A 15,478-nucleotide genomic window follows, 5' to 3' on the forward strand; every position below is an offset into this window, starting at 1 on the left:
GGCGCGATATGTCCGACGATCGGTTGAGCGAGAACGCCGCCATCGCGCCGAACACCGAGATCACCGCGCTCGCCAAGCAGGTTGCGACGGCTCGCGACAAGCTCCCCCTGCAACACGACACCGCCCTCTACGACGCGCTCTCCGACGACGAGATCCGGGCGGAACGCGAGCTGGCCGAATGGATTAGAGCCCAGCGCCGTAAACAGCGGCGCCGCGCCATCGTCGACGAACTCGCCGCCGACCAGCGCGACCGGCGCACCGGCACGCTCATCCGCCGCACCGACGAAGCCGACGCGCGCTGGCACCGCAAGGCATTGGCCGCCCGACGCCGGGTCTCCAGTGCCGATGCCCGGCTCGCGCAGCTGTATCGGCGGTCGGAGTGGTCGTCGCGCGCGCTGATCGGCGTCGTCATCCTCGGGATGGTGTGGGCGGGCGTCAATGTGCAACGGAACCTCGTGCCGAGCGGTGACATGAGCGACCCGCTCTACTGGCTCAGCTTCGGCATCGAGGCGATGATCTCGATCCCGATCATCGTCATCATGATCGCCGCCACCACCGCCGCCCGCTGGGGCCGCGAACTCGAACGCGGCAAGGTACTCGTCTTCGAACTAGCCCTGCTCGGCACCACCGTGGCCCTCAACGCGGGCCCACACCTGGCCTCCGGATCCTTCGGTCGCGCGGCCGAATTCGCTATCGCCCCGGTGATGGTGGGTGTGGTGATCTGGCTGCACGCCTGGGTGTCGGCGCGGTACGCGATGTTGATCGAGAGTGCCTCGGTGGAATTACCTGGGGACACCAGCTATGCCCCCGCCGAGCGAATGATGTCAGCGGCTCTGACTCCAACACCAGAAGCCACCCTCGGCGGCGTGGAGCCCTCCCCCGCAGCTGAATTGGTTCGCGAGACCGTCGCCCCTCTCGCGAAAGCAACCACCGCCGATCACGACATCATCGAACCGGCCCAGCCGGTAGCCCCGGAGCCCGCACCGCGCGATACTTCGGCACCGAGCGTGGATCCGCTGGTCGCGGAGGCCGAACGAATCGCGGCATCGGCGGCCGAGCGCGCCTACCCGCACGGGCTGCGGCGCCCATCGTCGGACACACCGAACGCCCCCGGCACCCTCGAACTGATCCACAAGGCGGCGGCCGACCACCGCCGCAACGGCATCGAGCACGCCACCCGAACCAATGGCGCCGCGTCGACGTTGCGGCGAATACCGGTCACCACCGCCGCACAGTCCGCCCTGGGCGACGCGACCGGTACCGACCCGGTTCCCGAGGCGACGATGCACGCCGGCACCGTCGCCCGTGACCCTGATGGCGACACCTCGGCACCCACCGATCCGGTTGCGGTGCACAACGATCCACAACCTCCCGCCACCGATCCGGAACAGTTGACCCTCACCGCCGAACCCGCGGAGCAACTAACCCTGCGAACGGAACTCGAGCCCTCGCAGGGCGAACAGGTCGCGTCCAGGAGCAAGCCCACCCCGGTCGCCGAAGTCGAGCCGACCCCCCGGCAGCCGGTGGCCGACCCCACCGCGCCCGCCTCAGCCGAGTCTGCCCCAGTTGCCGCTGTCGACCAGCTCACAGAGACAATTCCCGAGCCGGTCGACCTTGACCTCACCCTCGACGAATCCGATGAAGACCTCCCAACCGCCGACGATATCGACTTCGACGAAGACACCGAGGTCCGCGCCCTGGCACGCCAGATCGCGCACCGCAATCCCCTGCGCCTGACCCTCGACCAGATCGAAGAGATCCTCGAACTCACCGACCAATCCTGGTCGGCCCGCAGCATCGGCAGCGAAGTCGGCGTCCCCAGCAGCACAGTCACCAACATCGTCGAATTCGCCCACAAGATCCGCCAGCCTTACGCCTTCACCGGCTGACACAGCACACAGCAAAGGCCCGCTCCGGAATATAGGAGCGGGCCTTTGTGATGCGCTCGGCGTGATCGAATGACGAAGGCCCGCCTCCCAAAGGAAGCGGGCCTTCGTACTACAACGATCTCGATGGATCGAGGAGGGACCTTACTTGGCCTTCTCCAGGACCTCGACCAGACGCCAGCGCTTGGTGGCCGACAGCGGACGGGTCTCCATCAGCTGAACGTGGTCGCCGACGTGGGCGATCTCGTTCTCGTCATGCGCCTTCACCTTGGAGGTGGTGCGAATGATCTTGCCGTAGAGCTTGTGCCGGTGACGGTCTTCCAGCTCGACGACGATCGTCTTGTTCATCTTGTCCGAGACGACGTAGCCGCTACGAACCTTGCGGCTGTTGCGCTCTTCGGTGTTCTCGCTCATGCCGCATCTCCCTTGCCAGCCGGTGCCGTGGCCAGCCCGAGCTCGCGCTCACGCATGACCGTGTAGATGCGCGCGATCTCGTGACGAACGACGCGCAGTCGACGGTTGTTGTCGAGCTGACCCGTCGCCATCTGGAAACGCAGGTTGAAGAGCTCTTCCTTGCTTTCGCGCAGTTTGGCCACGAGCTCTTCTTCGTTGAGCTCACGGAGCTCTGCGGCCGGTGTTTCGGTAGCCATCAGAACTGCTCCTCCCTGGTCACGATCCTGCATTTCATCGGGAGCTTGTGCATCGCGCGGCGCAGGGCCTCACGAGCGGTCTCCTCGTTGGGGTAAGACATCTCGAACATGACCCGACCGGGCTTCACGTTCGCGATCCACCACTCCGGCGAACCCTTACCGGAACCCATGCGGGTTTCGGCCGGCTTCTTGGTGAGCGGGCGATCGGGGTAGATGTTGATCCAGATCTTGCCGCCACGCTTGATGTGGCGGGTCATTGCGATACGCGCCGACTCGATCTGACGGTTGGTGACGTAGGCGGGCTCGAGAGCCTGGATGCCGTACTCACCGAAGGCCACCGCGGTGCCGCCCTTGGACATGCCCGAGCGACCGGGGTGGTGCTGCTTGCGGTGCTTGACCCTACGGGGCATCAGCATGCGTCAGCCCTCCTTGTTCTCTGCCGGAGCCTCCGCCACTGCAGTGGCGGCGCGACCGACCTCGGTGCTGGTCGCGGTGGTGCCAGTGGCGCCGGACCGACGAGGGCGGCTCGGACGCTCGCGACGCGGGCGCTCCGGAGCAGCGGCGGCGGCGGTCAGTTCACGACGACCACCGACGATGTCACCCTTGTAGATCCAGACCTTCACACCGATGCGACCGAAGGTGGTCTTGGCCTCGTAGAGGCCGTAGTCGATGTCCGCACGCAGCGTGTGCAGCGGAACACGACCCTCACGGTAGAACTCCGAGCGCGACATTTCGGCGCCACCGAGGCGGCCCGAGCACTGCACGCGGATGCCCTTGACGTTCGGCGAACGCATGGCCGACTGAATGGCCTTACGCATCGCACGACGGAACGCCACACGGTTGGACAGCTGCTCGGCAACACCCTGAGCAACCAGCTGCGCATCCGACTCGGGGTTCTTGACCTCGAGGATGTTCAGCTGAACCTGCTTCTTGGTGAGCTTCTCCAGCTCGGCGCGGATGCGGTCGGCTTCCGCGCCACGACGACCGATCACGATGCCGGGACGCGCGGTGTGGATATCCACACGGACGCGATCACGGGTGCGCTCGATCTCGACCTTCGAGATGCCGGCCCGCTCCATGCCAGTGGCGAGGAGCTTGCGGATCTGAACGTCTTCCTTCACGTATTCCGCGTACTGCTTGTCCGCGTACCAACGCGACTTCCAGTCGGTGGTGATACCGAGGCGGAAGCCATGGGGGTTAATTTTCTGTCCCATTTACTTTGCCCCTCCCTTCCGGCGGCTACGAGTGGCAGCGCCGGTGGTGGGCACGCTCTCGACCTCGATGGTGATGTGGCTGGTGCGCTTGCGAATCCGGAACGCACGGCCCTGGGCCCGCGGCTGGAAACGCTTCATGGTGGCGCCCTCGTCGACAAAAGCAGTCGAGATGACCAGGGTGGCCGGGTTGAGGCCGAGGTTGTTCTCGGCGTTCGCCGCGGCCGAAGCCACGACCTTGGCCACGGGCTCGCTGGCAGCCTGCGGTGCGAACCGCAGGATGGCCAGCGCGTCCTCGACGCTCTTGCCGCGGACCATGTCCACGACGCGACGGGCCTTCATCGGGGTGCACCGAACGTGCTTGGCGGTGGCGCGTGCAGTCGGGTTCTGAATGGTCTCAGTCATCGCCGCTTGCTCTTCCGGTCGTCCTTGATGTGGCTGCGGAACGTCCTGGTCGGCGCGAATTCACCGAGCTTGTGACCGACCATGTTGTCCGAGATGAACACCGGGACGTGCTTGCGACCGTCGTGGACGGCGAAAGTGTGTCCGATGAAATCGGGGATGATGGTCGAGCGACGCGACCAGGTCTTGATGACCTGCTTCGTGCCCTTTTCGTTCTGCACGTCCACCTTCGCGAGGAGGTGGTCGTCGACGAACGGGCCCTTCTTGAGGCTGCGTGGCATTTCTTACCTCCTCCTTAGCGCTTCTTGCCGGTCTTGCGACGGCGAACGATGAGCTTGTCACTCGGGCGGTTGGGCTTGCGGGTGCGGCCCTCAGGCTGACCCCACGGGGAGACCGGGTGGCGACCACCGGAGGTCTTACCCTCACCACCACCGTGCGGGTGGTCGACCGGGTTCATGACGACACCACGGACGGTAGGACGACGGCCCTTCCAGCGCATACGGCCGGCCTTGCCCCAGTTGATGTTCGACTGCTCGGCGTTACCGACCTCGCCGACGGATGCGCGGCAGCGCACGTCGACACGGCGGATTTCACCCGAAGGCATACGAAGGGTCGCGTACGGCCCTTCCTTGCCGAGCAGCTGAATGCTCATTCCAGCGGAACGAGCCAGCTTGGCGCCGCCGCCCGGACGGAGCTCCACGTTGTGAATCGTGGTACCGGTCGGGATGTTGCGCAGCGGCAGGTTGTTACCCGGCTTGATGTCGGCCGTGGGGCCGGACTCGATCGGGCTGCCCTGCTTGATGCCCTTCGGCGCGATGATGTAGCGCTTCTCGCCGTCGGCAAAGTGCAGCAGTGCAATGTTGGCGGTGCGGTTGGGGTCGTACTCGATGTGAGCGACCTTGGCCGGGATGCCGTCCTTGTCCAGTCGACGGAAGTCGATGACGCGGTAGGCACGCTTGTGACCGCCACCGCGGTGACGCGTGGTGATGCGACCGTGCGCGTTACGACCACCGGACTTGGTGAGCGGGCGCAGCAGCGACTTCTCCGGCGTCGACCGGGTGATCTCGGCGAAGTCCGAGACGCTGGAGCCACGACGGCCCGGCGTTGTCGGCTTGTACTTACGGATTGCCATGAGTTCTTCTCGCTTTCTGGAGTCCCAGGCGCTTACGCGACCGGTCCTCCGAAGATCTCGATGGGCTTGCTATCGGCCGAGAGGGTCACGAGTGCGCGCTTGGTGTCCTTGCGCTTTCCGTAACCGAATTTGGTCCGCTTGCGCTTGCCCTGACGGTTGGCGGTATTGACGCTGGTGACCTTGACGCCGAAAACCTTCTCAACGGCGATCTTGATCTGCGTCTTGTTCGAGTCCGGGTGCACCAGGAAGGTGTAGGTGCCTTCCTCGATCAGCCCGTAGGACTTCTCCGAGATGACCGGCGCGAGCAGGATGTCGCGGGGGTCGGCGATGGTGGTCACTTGCTCTCCTCCTGGGCCGCCTCGGCGGGACCGTGAACGAACGCGTTCAGGGCCTCGACGCTGAACACCACGTCGTCGCTGTTGAGGACGTCGTAGGTGTTGAGCTGATCCGGGGCGATCGGCAGCACGTTCTCCAGGTTCGCCACGCTCTTCCACGCGGCGACGTCCTCGCGGCCGACGACGACCAGGAACTTCTTGCGGCCCGAGAGCTCGGCCAGGAAGTTCTTGGCAATCTTGGTCGACGGGTTCTGACCCGAGACCAGTTCGGTGATCACGTGGATGCGCTCGTTGCGGGCCCGGTCGGAGAGGGCACCGCGCAGGGCGGCCGCCTTCATCTTCTTGGGGGTCCGCTGGCTGTAGTCACGCGGCTGCGGGCCGTGGACAACGCCACCGCCGGCGAACTGCGGCGCACGGGTCGAGCCCTGACGGGCGCGGCCGGTGCCCTTCTGGCGGTACGGCTTCTTGCCACCACCACGGACCTCGCCACGAGTCTTCGTGGAGTGGGTACCCTGGCGAGCGGCGGCCAGCTGCGCGATGACGACCTGGTGCATCAGCGCGACGTTGGCGGTCACGTCGAAGATCTCCGAGGGGAGTTCGACGGTGCCTTCGGTCTTGCCGCCTGCGGCCTTAACGGTCAGCGTCAGGTTGGCCTTCTTGTCGAGGCTGGTCATGCGTGCGCACCACCCTTCACGGCGCTCTTGACGATCACGATGTTGCCCTTGCGGCCGGGGATAGCACCCTTGACCAGGAGCAAACCGTTCTCGGCATCGACCTTGTGAACCGAGAGGTTCTGCGTGGTGACGCGGTCGGAACCCATACGACCCGACATGCGCATGCCCTTGAACACGCGGCCGGGAGTGGCACAGCCACCGATGGAACCCGGGCGACGGTGCACAGCCTGCGCACCGTGCGAGGCGCCCTGGCCCTTGAAGCCGTGACGCTTCATGGTGCCGGCGAAGCCCTTGCCCTTGCTGATTCCGGTCACGTCGACGTAGGTGCCCTCTTCGAAGACATCAGCCGAGAGTTCCTGGCCGATCTCGAAGGTGGAGGCATCCGCGACGCGGATCTCGGTGACGTGGCGACGCGGGGTGACACCGGCCTTGGCGAACTGGCCGGAAGTCGGCTTGTTCACCTTGCGCGGGTCGATGGCGCCGAAAGCGATCTGCACGGCCGAATAGCCGTCGCGCTCCACGGTACGAATCTGGGTGACCACGTTCGGTCCCGCCTTGATGACGGTGACCGGGACGACGCGGTTCTTCTCGTCGAAGACCTGGGTCATGCCGAGCTTGGTGCCCAGGATGCCGGCTGCGGGCCGGTTCTTGTTGTCAGTCATTGTGTCTCGAGTCCCCGTCACTGAATGTTGACGTCGACGCTGGCCGGCAGGTCGATGCGCATGAGCGCGTCAACCGTCTTCGGCGTCGGGTCGAGGATGTCGATGAGGCGTTTGTGCGTGCGCATCTCGAAGTGTTCGCGCGAGTCCTTGTACTTGTGCGGCGAACGGATGACGCAGTAGATGTTCTTCTCGGTCGGCAACGGCACAGGCCCGACCACACGGGCGCCGGTGCGGGTCACCGTTTCCACGATCTTGCGCGCTGACGCGTCGATCGCCTCGTGGTCATAGGCCTTGAGCCTGATGCGGATCTTTTGTCCCGCCACGCTAAGTGTCCTTTTCTCCGCTTTCCTTCGTGGTCACAGGAGCTGGCTCCCGCACCACCCTCAATTTGCACAGCCCGAACACAGAAAGACGCCTCAGCGTGGTTTCCCACTAAAGACCCGCAACCAGGGCGCACCAAAAGGCACTACCTAGTCCTCGCCGCTGTTCATCTGTCATGGTTCTCCGGCCCACGCGGTCGGGCGTGTCGCCCTAACGCTTATTCTCCGACCCTGGTCAGTTGCTCACCATCGGCCGGAAGTGCGTGGTACCGAACGTATCCACACCGGCGAACCGGCGAGATACAAACTACTGCTCCCCTCGCCCAGGCCATCCGCTCCGAAGAGCGGGGATCCTGCGCAAGGCAACCCGAACAGTATGCACCATGCCGACGACGTCCTTCAAATCGGGGGCCATGAGGTATCGATCACGCCACCAAAGGGGCTACTACCTGGACCGCACCGCCGGCTGGGCTGTACCGAGCAATGGTAGCTGGCTCGTCGCCATGCCTGGTCACCGGAGGGTTCCCCGCTACCTTACTTTTGAGTAAGATAGCGGACATGACACAGGAAACCGCGACCTACCGCGGCTGGAAGAAGCTGCCCGACAACCGCATCGGACACGCGCTGTTCTCACTCGGCATGGTCGCCAAGGTCCCCTACTTCGGCACCGTGCTCCCCCAGGTGATTCGCCTCGAACCCGGCGTCTGCGAGGTGACCTCGCCGAAGTGGTTCGGCATCCACAATCACCTCGGCACCTTCCACGCGATCGCGGCCTGCAATCTCGCCGAGGTGGCGATGGGCATGCTCAGCGAGGCCACCGTTCCCACCACCCATCGCTGGATCCCCAAGTCGATGAACGTCCAGTACCTGGCCAAGGCGGAATCGAGCCTGCGCGCGGTCGCGAAACTCGACGAGATCCCCGACTTCGGCGCGATCACCACGGGCCAGGAACTGACCGTCCCCGTCTCGATCTACGACAAGGACGGCATCGAGGTCGTCCACGCCGACATCACCACCTGGGTGACGCCGCGCTGATTCCGCCGGGTAAACCGTTGCCTCGGTACGGCTCCCGAGCAGCCGGTGTTCGACACGCCCGGATACCAGCCCGCCACCGCGGGCTGCCTGTTCGATGGCGGAGACGCTGCGCGAGTTCCTGAGTGACTACCCGATCACAGGGTGCTTGCGTGGCGCGGACGCTGCCGATTGAATGCGGACGTGAGCGTTGCGCGGGAATTCGATATCTGTGTGGTCGGGCTCGGACCGGCCGGGCGCGGGTTGGCGCATCGGGCCGCGGTGGCCGGGCTGCGGGTCGCGGCGGTGGATCCTCGGCCTGAGCGACTGTTTCCCCCGACCTTTTCCTGCTGGGTGGACGAACTGCCGGAGTGGTTGCCCGCGAGTGCGATCGCGCAGCTGATCGCGGCGCCGACGGTGTGGACCAAGGGTGAGCATCGGATCGAGCGGCCCTATTGCGTGTTGTCGAAGGCTGGGTTGCACGCCGCGCTGGCGCTGGATGACGCGACCGTTTTCGCGGACCGGGCGCGGCGGGTGGATGCGCACGAGGTGGAGCTCGCGGACGGCACGGTGATCGCCGCGGGGGCGGTATTCGATACGCGGGGACTGCCGACGTTGGGCAAGCGCAGGGCCGCGTCGGCGCACGGGATCTTCGTGGACGCGCAGACCGCGGCACCGATGGTCGCCGAAGGCGAAGGGCTGCTGCTGGATTGGCGGCCGGAGAACGGAGCGGGTCCTGATGAGCCGCCGTCGTTCCTCTACGCGGTGCCGCTCGGGGACGGGACGGTGATCTTCGAGGAAACCAGCCTCGGGTTACGTGGCGGGATGCCGCAGCACGAGTTACGCAAGCGCACCTTGAACAGGCTCGCGGCCCACGGTATCCAGCTCACCGGCGGCGAACCGCACGAAGCCGCCCACTATCCCCTGGATCAGCCGCCCCCGAAGAAGGGGACCGCTGTGGCGGTGCCTTTCGGCTCACTCGGCGGGATGATGCACCCGTGCACGGGCTACAGCGTGGCCGACTCACTCGCGCTGGCCGACACCGCCGTCGCCGCGGTGCAGCGCGGCGAGAACCCGATCGAAGCCCTCTGGCCGTGGCGGGCCAGGGCCGTGTACTGGATGCGCATGCGTGGCCTGTGGGGTCTGGGCCGGCTCACCACCGACCAGTCCATCGCCATGTTCGACGCCTTCTTCACCGAATCCGCGCGCGGCCAGCGCGCGTTGCTCTCGGCCCATGACGACTACACCGCGCTCGGCGCGGCCCTGTTCAACACCGTCGCCCACACCTGGCCGTTCCGCTGGCGCTACGACCTCGTCGGTTGGACCAACCGCGACCGCTGGCTCGACTACCCCTTCGACCGCGCCGCAGCACTCGACGGGGAACCGGCGTAATCGTGCAATCGGCCTCGCATCAATCAGAAAACTGATTCTCGGAAGCCCGATTGCACGATTACGACAGTCGCTACGAGGACTCGGCGGCCTTCTTGTAGCCGACGATCGCCGGATAGGCGAAGACCGCGACCATCCCCACCGTCCACGCGACGGTCTTGAGCAGCGGTTCAGCGACCGGCCCACCGTAGGACAGCCCCTTCATCGCATCGATCGCGCAGCTCATCGGCTGATTCGCGACCACATCCTGCAACCAGGTCGGGTAGGCGAAGACCGGAACGAAGCCGGTGTTGAAGAACATCAGCAGCGTGTTGAGGATGCCGATCAGGCTGATCAGCATCACGCCCTCGGTGATCGTGGCCAGCGCCGTCACCATCACCGCGAACCCGATGCCGAACAGCACCGGAACCAGGACCAGCGCGATATTGGCGAACGGGTCCTCCATGAACAGGAACCCCAGCGGGACCGCGACCAGCAGCACGATCAATGTGGTGATCAGGATGCGCAGCATCTCGGCCAGCAGCCGACCGGTGAGCAGCGAAGCCTTGTTCAGCGGCATCGTATAGAACCGGCTGAGCAGTCCCGATGCCTTCTCCCGCTTGAATCCGAGCGCACTCACCACCGCGCCGGTCATGGCGGCGACCAGGGTGAGCAGCGCGGCCTGGCCGTAGATGCTGGGGGCACCGGTGGCCGCGGTGATCGAGTCACCGAGCACGATGCGGAACATCAGCAGGGTCACCGCCGGGTAGGCGATGGTCTGGATGGTCGTCGACGGGTCACGCAACCACACCATCAACAGCCGTTTGGTCTGGATGAGGCTGTGGGTGAACCACACCGACAGCGATCCCTCCGGCTTGGTACGCACCACCGGCAGATCGGCCGCGGCCTCCTCCACGGAGGCCTTCTCGATTGTTGTCATGATCGCCTCACACTCGCCCACACCGCCAGTGGGAGGAAGAAAACAGCCAGTCCGCCCAGCCACGCCAGCGACACCCACGTGCCGGCCCAGCTCAGGTGGCCCGCGGCCATATCGCTGAGCGTCTGGGCGAACTGGGAGATCGGCTGATTGCGCGCGAACGGGCGCACCCACGACGGGAAGCTGGCCTCTGGCACGAACCCGGTCGACATCATGCCGAAGATCAGAATCGGCAGGGTGAGGGCCTGGCTGAGCGCCTCGGGGTTCTTGGTCATGCTGCCGAGCGCGTCGGCGCCGAGCGTGAGCACCACGCCGACGGCCAGCGCGAATCCGCAGAACGCGAGCGCCTGCACCCAGCCGCCGGTGAACCGGAAACCGATCACATAGCCGTAGCCGACGGTCGCGATCAGCGAGACGATCGACCGCACCAGACCCGCGCAAATGCGCGACATCAGCGGAACCAGCGAACCGATCGGCATCGTCTGGAGCCGGGTACTCAACCCGGTGAGCGCTTCGAACGCCGCGAGCTGCGCGTTCGACATCATCGTCATGGCCATCGTCTGCAGCACGACGATCGGCATCACGTACTGCGCGTAGTCGATGCCCTGGACCTTCATCACGTACCGCAGGGGCAGGTAGAAGGCCACGGTGACCACGAGTGGGGTGAGCACCGCGACGATCAGCTCACCCTTGGTGGCCATGGTGCGCACGATGCGCCCGGTCAGCGCGCGCCACTGCGCGAAACTGCTCGGGTGCACAGCGGGAAGCTCGGCGAACAACGTGTTCGCCGCGGGGGTGGAGACGCTCACTAGTGGCCGCCCGAATGACCGGTGATCGAGAGGAACACGTCGTCGAGCGAGGGCCTGCGCAGGGCGATGTCGGCCAGGTCGATGCCCGCGTTGTCGAGCCTGCGCAGCGCCTCGGCGAGGGTGGCCGCGCCGTCGGGGGCGGGGATGGACAGCTTGTCGGCGCCGTCGATATCGGCGGCGACGGCGGCCGGGACCAGGTCGCCGAGGGCCTGCACGGTCGCCGGGAGGCGGCTCAGGTCCAGCGGGACGATCTCGCAGTAGCTGCCGCCGGTCTTCGCCTTGAGCTGGTCGGCGGTGCCTTCCGCGATGACGGTGCCCTTGTCGATGACGATGATGTTGTCGCTGAGCACGTCGGCCTCTTCGAGGTACTGCGTGGTGAGCAACACCGTGATGCCCTGATTCTTGAGCGCGGTCACCAGATCCCACACGCCCTGACGGCTGCGCGGGTCGAGACCGGTGGTCGGCTCGTCGAGGAACACCACCTCGGGCCGTACCACCAGCCCGCAGGCGATGTCGACGCGACGGCGCATGCCGCCGGAGTAGTTGCGCACGGCCCGTTTGCCCGCGCTCACCAGGTCGAACTCCTCGAGCAGCACCTCGGCGCGCTTGCGAGCGGCCGACTTGGTCAGGCCCATCAGCCGACCGAACAGCTCGAGGTTCTCCCGGCCGGTCAGGTTCTCGTCGAGCGCGGCGTACTGGCCGGTCATCATGATCGACCGGCGCACGGCCGCGGCGTCGGTGAGCACGTCGTGCCCGGCGACCACGGCGGTGCCGGAGTCGGGGCGCAGCAGCGTCGACAGGACTTTGACCATCGTGGTCTTGCCCGCACCATTGGGTCCGAGGATGCCCAGCACACTGGCCTTCTCGGCCTGGAAACTGATGCCCTGCAGGGCGTGCACGTCACCGAACGACTTGCGCACGTCGGACACCAGCACCGCGGGTTCACTGTCGCGCGACGCGACGCCACCTGCGGGCGAATCCACTGAGATCGAACTCGGCATCAACTCTCCACCATCGGCCGGGTGCGCACGGCCTGAACGAGACGAGCGCACGCGGAAAAAATCTTCCCGGTAAGTGATCCATACCGTTCGGCGCGATGTTACCGGTCCGGCGGTTTTCCCGGCCCGGGTCTGCGTTGATGCGCCCGGTTTGCCGGGCGTTCTTCGCCGAAGGCAGTGGGGTTGCTCACGTGGGCAGTGCAAGGGCAGTGCGCCGACCTTGTCGGCCGGGCTGTGCACCCATACGCTGACAGCGGGGAAACACTCGTCTCACCGGCCCGCGTGCGGGCGTGTTCGATCTGGGGAGGTGACCATGGTCGAGTCGGCTTCTACCGCCGCCGCGCCTACCGGTCGATCCGATGTGCTGACGGCATTCGATCCGCGCACCGGTGAACAGCTCGCGCAGTATCCCGTGCAGGGCACGGCCGAGGTCACCCGTGCGGTGCGCACCGCACGCGCCACCCAGAACTGGTGGGGGGAACTGACTTTCGGTGACCGCAAGCGCTTGCTGCTCGAATGGCGTCGCCAGATCGCCCGCAACGCAGGCGAGTTGGTGGAAATTCTGCGCAGCGAGACCGGCAAGCCGGAGGCCGACGCCACCCTGGAGGTGATGCTGGCGGTGGAGAATCTGGATTGGGCCGCCCGCAATGCCGAGCGCACCCTGGGCAGGCAACGCCTGTCCAGCGGCTGGTTGACCCGCAATCAGCATGCCTCCGTCGGCTATCTGCCGCTGGGCGTGATCGGGGTGCTCGGTGCGTGGAACAACCCGGTGTTCACGCCGATGGGTTCGATCGCCTACGCCATGGCCGCCGGTAATACGGTGGTGTTCAATCCGCACGAACTCAGCACCGGTGTCGGCACCTGGCTGGCCGACAGCTGGGCCGCGGTATCGCCCGAGCAGCCTGTGCTGCAAGCGGTTACCGGAAATTCGCGGACCGCTACCGCCCTGTGCAAGGCCGGGGTGAACAAGATCGCCTATGCCGGGCCGCAGGCGCGCGGACGCGAGGTGATCGCGCTGTGCGCCCAGACGCTGACGCCGGTGGTCGTGGAGAACAGCGGCAAGGGCAGCATGATCGTGCACGTCGACGCGGTGCTCGACGCGGCCGCGGAGGCGGCGGTGTTCGGCGCGATGGCCAACGCCGGGCAGAACTCCTCGGGCATCCAGCGCTGTTATGTCGCCGATTCGGTGTTCGACGACTTCCTGGCCACAGTGGCCGAGCGGGCGGCGAAGCTGCGTCCCGGCGCCGACAACCGCTCCTCCTACGGGCCGATGATCAATGCCACCCAGGTCGACGTGGTGCGCAAACAGGTCCGCGACGCGCTCGCCCGCGGCGGGCACGCGGTGCTCGGCGGGCTCGATTCGTTCCGCGACCCGTATGTGGAACCGATCTTGCTGGCCGAGGTTCCCGAGGACAGCATCGCGATCACCGGCGAAGGGATCGGCCCGGTGCTCGTGGTGAACCGGGTCGCCGACCTCGCCGACGCGGTCACCCGGGTGAACGCGGCGGGCAACGGCATCGCCGTCACCATCTTCACTCTCGATATCCCCAGCGCGGAGCTCATCGCCGAACAGATCGAAGTCGGTGTGGTGACGGTGAATTCGTCGACCGCGTTCACCGGCATCCCGGCCCTGCCGTTCGGCGGTGTCGGCGAATACGGCCAGGGACACAGCCACGGTCAGCAGGGTCTGCACGAATACAGCCGCACCATGTCGATCGCCCGCAGGCGCTACCGGGCGCCGATCCGGCTGTCCACCTTCGACCGTCGCCCGGGGCATTTACAGCTGGCGAAAGCGCTGTTCCGCCTACGCCACGGCCGCGGTTAGTTCCCGTCCGCCGAGCCGCTGCCGAGCAGCACCGCGTCGGTGAGGGCGGCCAGGCGCGCCAGTTGTTCGGGACGCGAGTCGAAGCGCAGCAACCGACCGACATCGATGATCTGGCCGACGGCGGCGTGCACGCGGAAGCGGGCTTCGATCGAGTCGCCGTCGAGCAGGTTCGCCCATTCGAGGATGTTCTGGCGCTGGATGGCGCGCAGGCGGTGCTGCTCGGCCTGCGGGAGGTTGCTGAACTCCGCGTAGTAGACCGGCATGATCTCGGGCGTCGCGAAGGTGAGCCGGGCGTGCTGGTCGGCGATGCGGCGGGCGGCGTCGGCGCGGTCCTCGCCCTCGGCCAGCGCTTCGCCGATCGCGACCGCGAGCCGGTCGGCGGTGCGATGGAAGGCTGCCGCGAGCAGATCGGCCTTGCTGTCGAAGTGGCGGTACACGCTCGAGGCATTGATGCCGACGGCGGCGCCGATCTCCTCGATGCCCGATTCGTGATACCCGTTGCGGCCGAAGATCCGGATCGCCTCGGTGAGTAGCTGTTCACGTTTCGAGGTGACCGGCAGGCCACGGGTCTGCTTGTCGGGCTCGGCCTCGGCGGGGGTCGGCGGCAGCTCGGCGCGCACGATCGCCCAGGCCATCTCGAGCTGCACCGCGAGCATGCGTCCGTGCGAGAGGGTGGTGCGGTGCGCGGCGATACTGGCCAGCGAACTCAACGCGCCGACCGCGAGCAGGATGACATCGTCGGCGCTCGCCGCCGGCCGCACCTCGGCGATGCGCGCGGCGACGTTCGCCTCGAGTTCGCGATAGAACGCGCGAATGCGCACCCGGTCCTCGCGCTCGAGGTAGCGGCGTTCCCAGCGGTAGAGCCCGGCCTCGCGGCGGATGTCGATATTGCGTTCGGCGACGGCGGTGAGCAGCGCGTCGAGCCGGGCCTCTGGGCTCAGCGACGGATCGTCGGCCGCTGCGGCGACATCGCGCAAACCCCGAGCACCCTCTTCGGCGGCGGCGACGAGCAGTGCGTATTTATTGGCGAAATGGCGGTACAGCGCCGGCCCGGAGATGCCGACCTCGGCGGCGATCTCGTCCACGCCGACCGGGTAGTAACCGCGCGCGCTGAACGCGCGGGCGGCGGCCCGCATGATCTGTATCTTGCGGTCCTTCGGCCTGCGGCGTACGACGCGGGCAGGTGCGGTCGTCGGCTCGCCGGCCTGTTCGGCCTCACTGCGATCGGCGACCATGCACTCACTTTCCGTTGCGCGAA

19 protein-coding genes are annotated in these 15,478 nt (G+C 66.5%); 4 read left to right on the forward strand and 15 right to left on the reverse strand.

Features of this window, described 5'->3' with window-relative positions; genetic code table 11:
- Nucleotides 1-8 precede the first annotated feature (8 nt).
- Complete coding sequence (locus ACFXKN_RS12435) at nucleotides 9-1,889, forward strand: hypothetical protein (protein WP_378953653.1); 1,881 nt, start codon at nucleotides 9-11, stop codon at nucleotides 1,887-1,889.
- A 141-nt stretch (nucleotides 1,890-2,030) separates the two neighbouring features.
- Here the strand turns inward: ACFXKN_RS12435 and rpsQ are convergent, their stop codons facing one another.
- The 11 genes from rpsQ to rpsJ are packed head-to-tail and all read right to left on the reverse strand — an operon-like array spanning nucleotide 2,031 to nucleotide 7,275.
- A complete protein-coding gene (gene rpsQ / locus ACFXKN_RS12440) occupies nucleotides 2,031-2,300 on the reverse strand; it encodes a 30S ribosomal protein S17 (protein ID WP_056818470.1) in 270 nt (89 codons plus the stop codon).
- Nucleotides 2,297-2,536, reverse strand: coding sequence for a 50S ribosomal protein L29 (gene rpmC, locus ACFXKN_RS12445; RefSeq protein WP_378598401.1), 240 nt, complete (start codon nucleotides 2,534-2,536; stop codon nucleotides 2,297-2,299). Before rpmC ends, rpsQ begins: the two co-directional genes overlap by 4 nt.
- A complete protein-coding gene (gene rplP, locus ACFXKN_RS12450; RefSeq protein ID WP_378953649.1) occupies nucleotides 2,536-2,952 on the reverse strand; it encodes a 50S ribosomal protein L16 in 417 nt (138 codons plus the stop codon). The genes rpmC and rplP overlap by 1 nt, the downstream gene beginning before the upstream one ends.
- Before the next feature lie 3 nt (nucleotides 2,953-2,955).
- A complete protein-coding gene (rpsC, locus tag ACFXKN_RS12455; protein WP_266296840.1) occupies nucleotides 2,956-3,750 on the reverse strand; it encodes a 30S ribosomal protein S3 in 795 nt (264 codons plus the stop codon).
- Complete coding sequence (gene rplV, locus ACFXKN_RS12460; protein ID WP_378953646.1) at nucleotides 3,751-4,152, reverse strand: 50S ribosomal protein L22; 402 nt, start codon at nucleotides 4,150-4,152, stop codon at nucleotides 3,751-3,753.
- The gene (gene rpsS / locus ACFXKN_RS12465) at nucleotides 4,149-4,430 is read right to left on the reverse strand and encodes a 30S ribosomal protein S19 (RefSeq protein WP_378953644.1); all 282 of its coding nucleotides are present in this window, start codon (nucleotides 4,428-4,430) and stop codon (nucleotides 4,149-4,151) included. The genes rplV and rpsS overlap by 4 nt, the downstream gene beginning before the upstream one ends.
- A gap of 14 nt (nucleotides 4,431-4,444) precedes the next feature.
- Complete coding sequence (rplB, locus tag ACFXKN_RS12470) at nucleotides 4,445-5,281, reverse strand: 50S ribosomal protein L2 (RefSeq protein WP_378953642.1); 837 nt, start codon at nucleotides 5,279-5,281, stop codon at nucleotides 4,445-4,447.
- A gap of 32 nt (nucleotides 5,282-5,313) precedes the next feature.
- Nucleotides 5,314-5,619 carry a 50S ribosomal protein L23 gene (rplW, locus tag ACFXKN_RS12475; protein WP_378953639.1) on the reverse strand — a complete coding sequence of 102 codons (306 nt, stop codon included), beginning with the start codon at nucleotides 5,617-5,619 and terminating at the stop codon, nucleotides 5,314-5,316.
- A complete protein-coding gene (gene rplD, locus ACFXKN_RS12480) occupies nucleotides 5,616-6,290 on the reverse strand; it encodes a 50S ribosomal protein L4 (RefSeq protein ID WP_378953637.1) in 675 nt (224 codons plus the stop codon). Before rplD ends, rplW begins: the two co-directional genes overlap by 4 nt.
- Nucleotides 6,287-6,952 (reverse strand): 50S ribosomal protein L3, encoded by a 666-nt coding sequence (gene rplC, locus ACFXKN_RS12485; protein ID WP_378953635.1) that lies wholly within the window; start codon nucleotides 6,950-6,952, stop codon nucleotides 6,287-6,289. Before rplC ends, rplD begins: the two co-directional genes overlap by 4 nt.
- A gap of 17 nt (nucleotides 6,953-6,969) precedes the next feature.
- The gene (gene rpsJ, locus ACFXKN_RS12490; protein WP_040804197.1) at nucleotides 6,970-7,275 is read right to left on the reverse strand and encodes a 30S ribosomal protein S10; all 306 of its coding nucleotides are present in this window, start codon (nucleotides 7,273-7,275) and stop codon (nucleotides 6,970-6,972) included.
- A gap of 555 nt (nucleotides 7,276-7,830) precedes the next feature.
- Here rpsJ and ACFXKN_RS12495 point away from each other — a divergent pair.
- Both ACFXKN_RS12495 and ACFXKN_RS12500 read left to right on the forward strand, forming a co-directional pair.
- The gene (locus tag ACFXKN_RS12495) at nucleotides 7,831-8,307 is read left to right on the forward strand and encodes a hotdog fold domain-containing protein (protein ID WP_378953633.1); all 477 of its coding nucleotides are present in this window, start codon (nucleotides 7,831-7,833) and stop codon (nucleotides 8,305-8,307) included.
- Between the two features lie 180 nt (nucleotides 8,308-8,487).
- Nucleotides 8,488-9,675: a lycopene cyclase family protein gene (locus tag ACFXKN_RS12500; protein ID WP_378953630.1), complete on the forward strand. Its 1,188-nt coding sequence runs from the start codon at nucleotides 8,488-8,490 to the stop codon at nucleotides 9,673-9,675.
- Nucleotides 9,676-9,745: 70 nt separating this feature from the next.
- Here the strand turns inward: ACFXKN_RS12500 and ACFXKN_RS12505 are convergent, their stop codons facing one another.
- The 3 genes from ACFXKN_RS12505 to ACFXKN_RS12515 are packed head-to-tail and all read right to left on the reverse strand — an operon-like array spanning nucleotide 9,746 to nucleotide 12,398.
- Entirely contained in the window at nucleotides 9,746-10,591 is an 846-nt protein-coding gene (locus ACFXKN_RS12505; RefSeq protein ID WP_378953628.1) for an ABC transporter permease, read from the reverse strand.
- The gene (locus tag ACFXKN_RS12510) at nucleotides 10,588-11,397 is read right to left on the reverse strand and encodes an ABC transporter permease (RefSeq protein WP_378953626.1); all 810 of its coding nucleotides are present in this window, start codon (nucleotides 11,395-11,397) and stop codon (nucleotides 10,588-10,590) included. The genes ACFXKN_RS12505 and ACFXKN_RS12510 overlap by 4 nt, the downstream gene beginning before the upstream one ends.
- Complete coding sequence (locus tag ACFXKN_RS12515; RefSeq protein WP_378953624.1) at nucleotides 11,397-12,398, reverse strand: ATP-binding cassette domain-containing protein; 1,002 nt, start codon at nucleotides 12,396-12,398, stop codon at nucleotides 11,397-11,399. The genes ACFXKN_RS12510 and ACFXKN_RS12515 overlap by 1 nt, the downstream gene beginning before the upstream one ends.
- A 310-nt stretch (nucleotides 12,399-12,708) precedes the next feature.
- Between ACFXKN_RS12515 and ACFXKN_RS12520 the strand changes: the two genes are divergently transcribed.
- Entirely contained in the window at nucleotides 12,709-14,220 is a 1,512-nt protein-coding gene (locus ACFXKN_RS12520) for an aldehyde dehydrogenase family protein (protein ID WP_379432991.1), read from the forward strand.
- Here the strand turns inward: ACFXKN_RS12520 and ACFXKN_RS12525 are convergent.
- Complete coding sequence (locus ACFXKN_RS12525; RefSeq protein ID WP_378953620.1) at nucleotides 14,217-15,455, reverse strand: TetR/AcrR family transcriptional regulator; 1,239 nt, start codon at nucleotides 15,453-15,455, stop codon at nucleotides 14,217-14,219. The genes ACFXKN_RS12520 and ACFXKN_RS12525 overlap by 4 nt on opposite strands.
- Nucleotides 15,456-15,478: the final 23 nt, after the last annotated feature.

It is taken from the genome of Nocardia sp. NPDC059195, from assembly GCF_042754695.1.
Taxonomy (GTDB): domain Bacteria; phylum Actinomycetota; class Actinomycetes; order Mycobacteriales; family Mycobacteriaceae; genus Nocardia.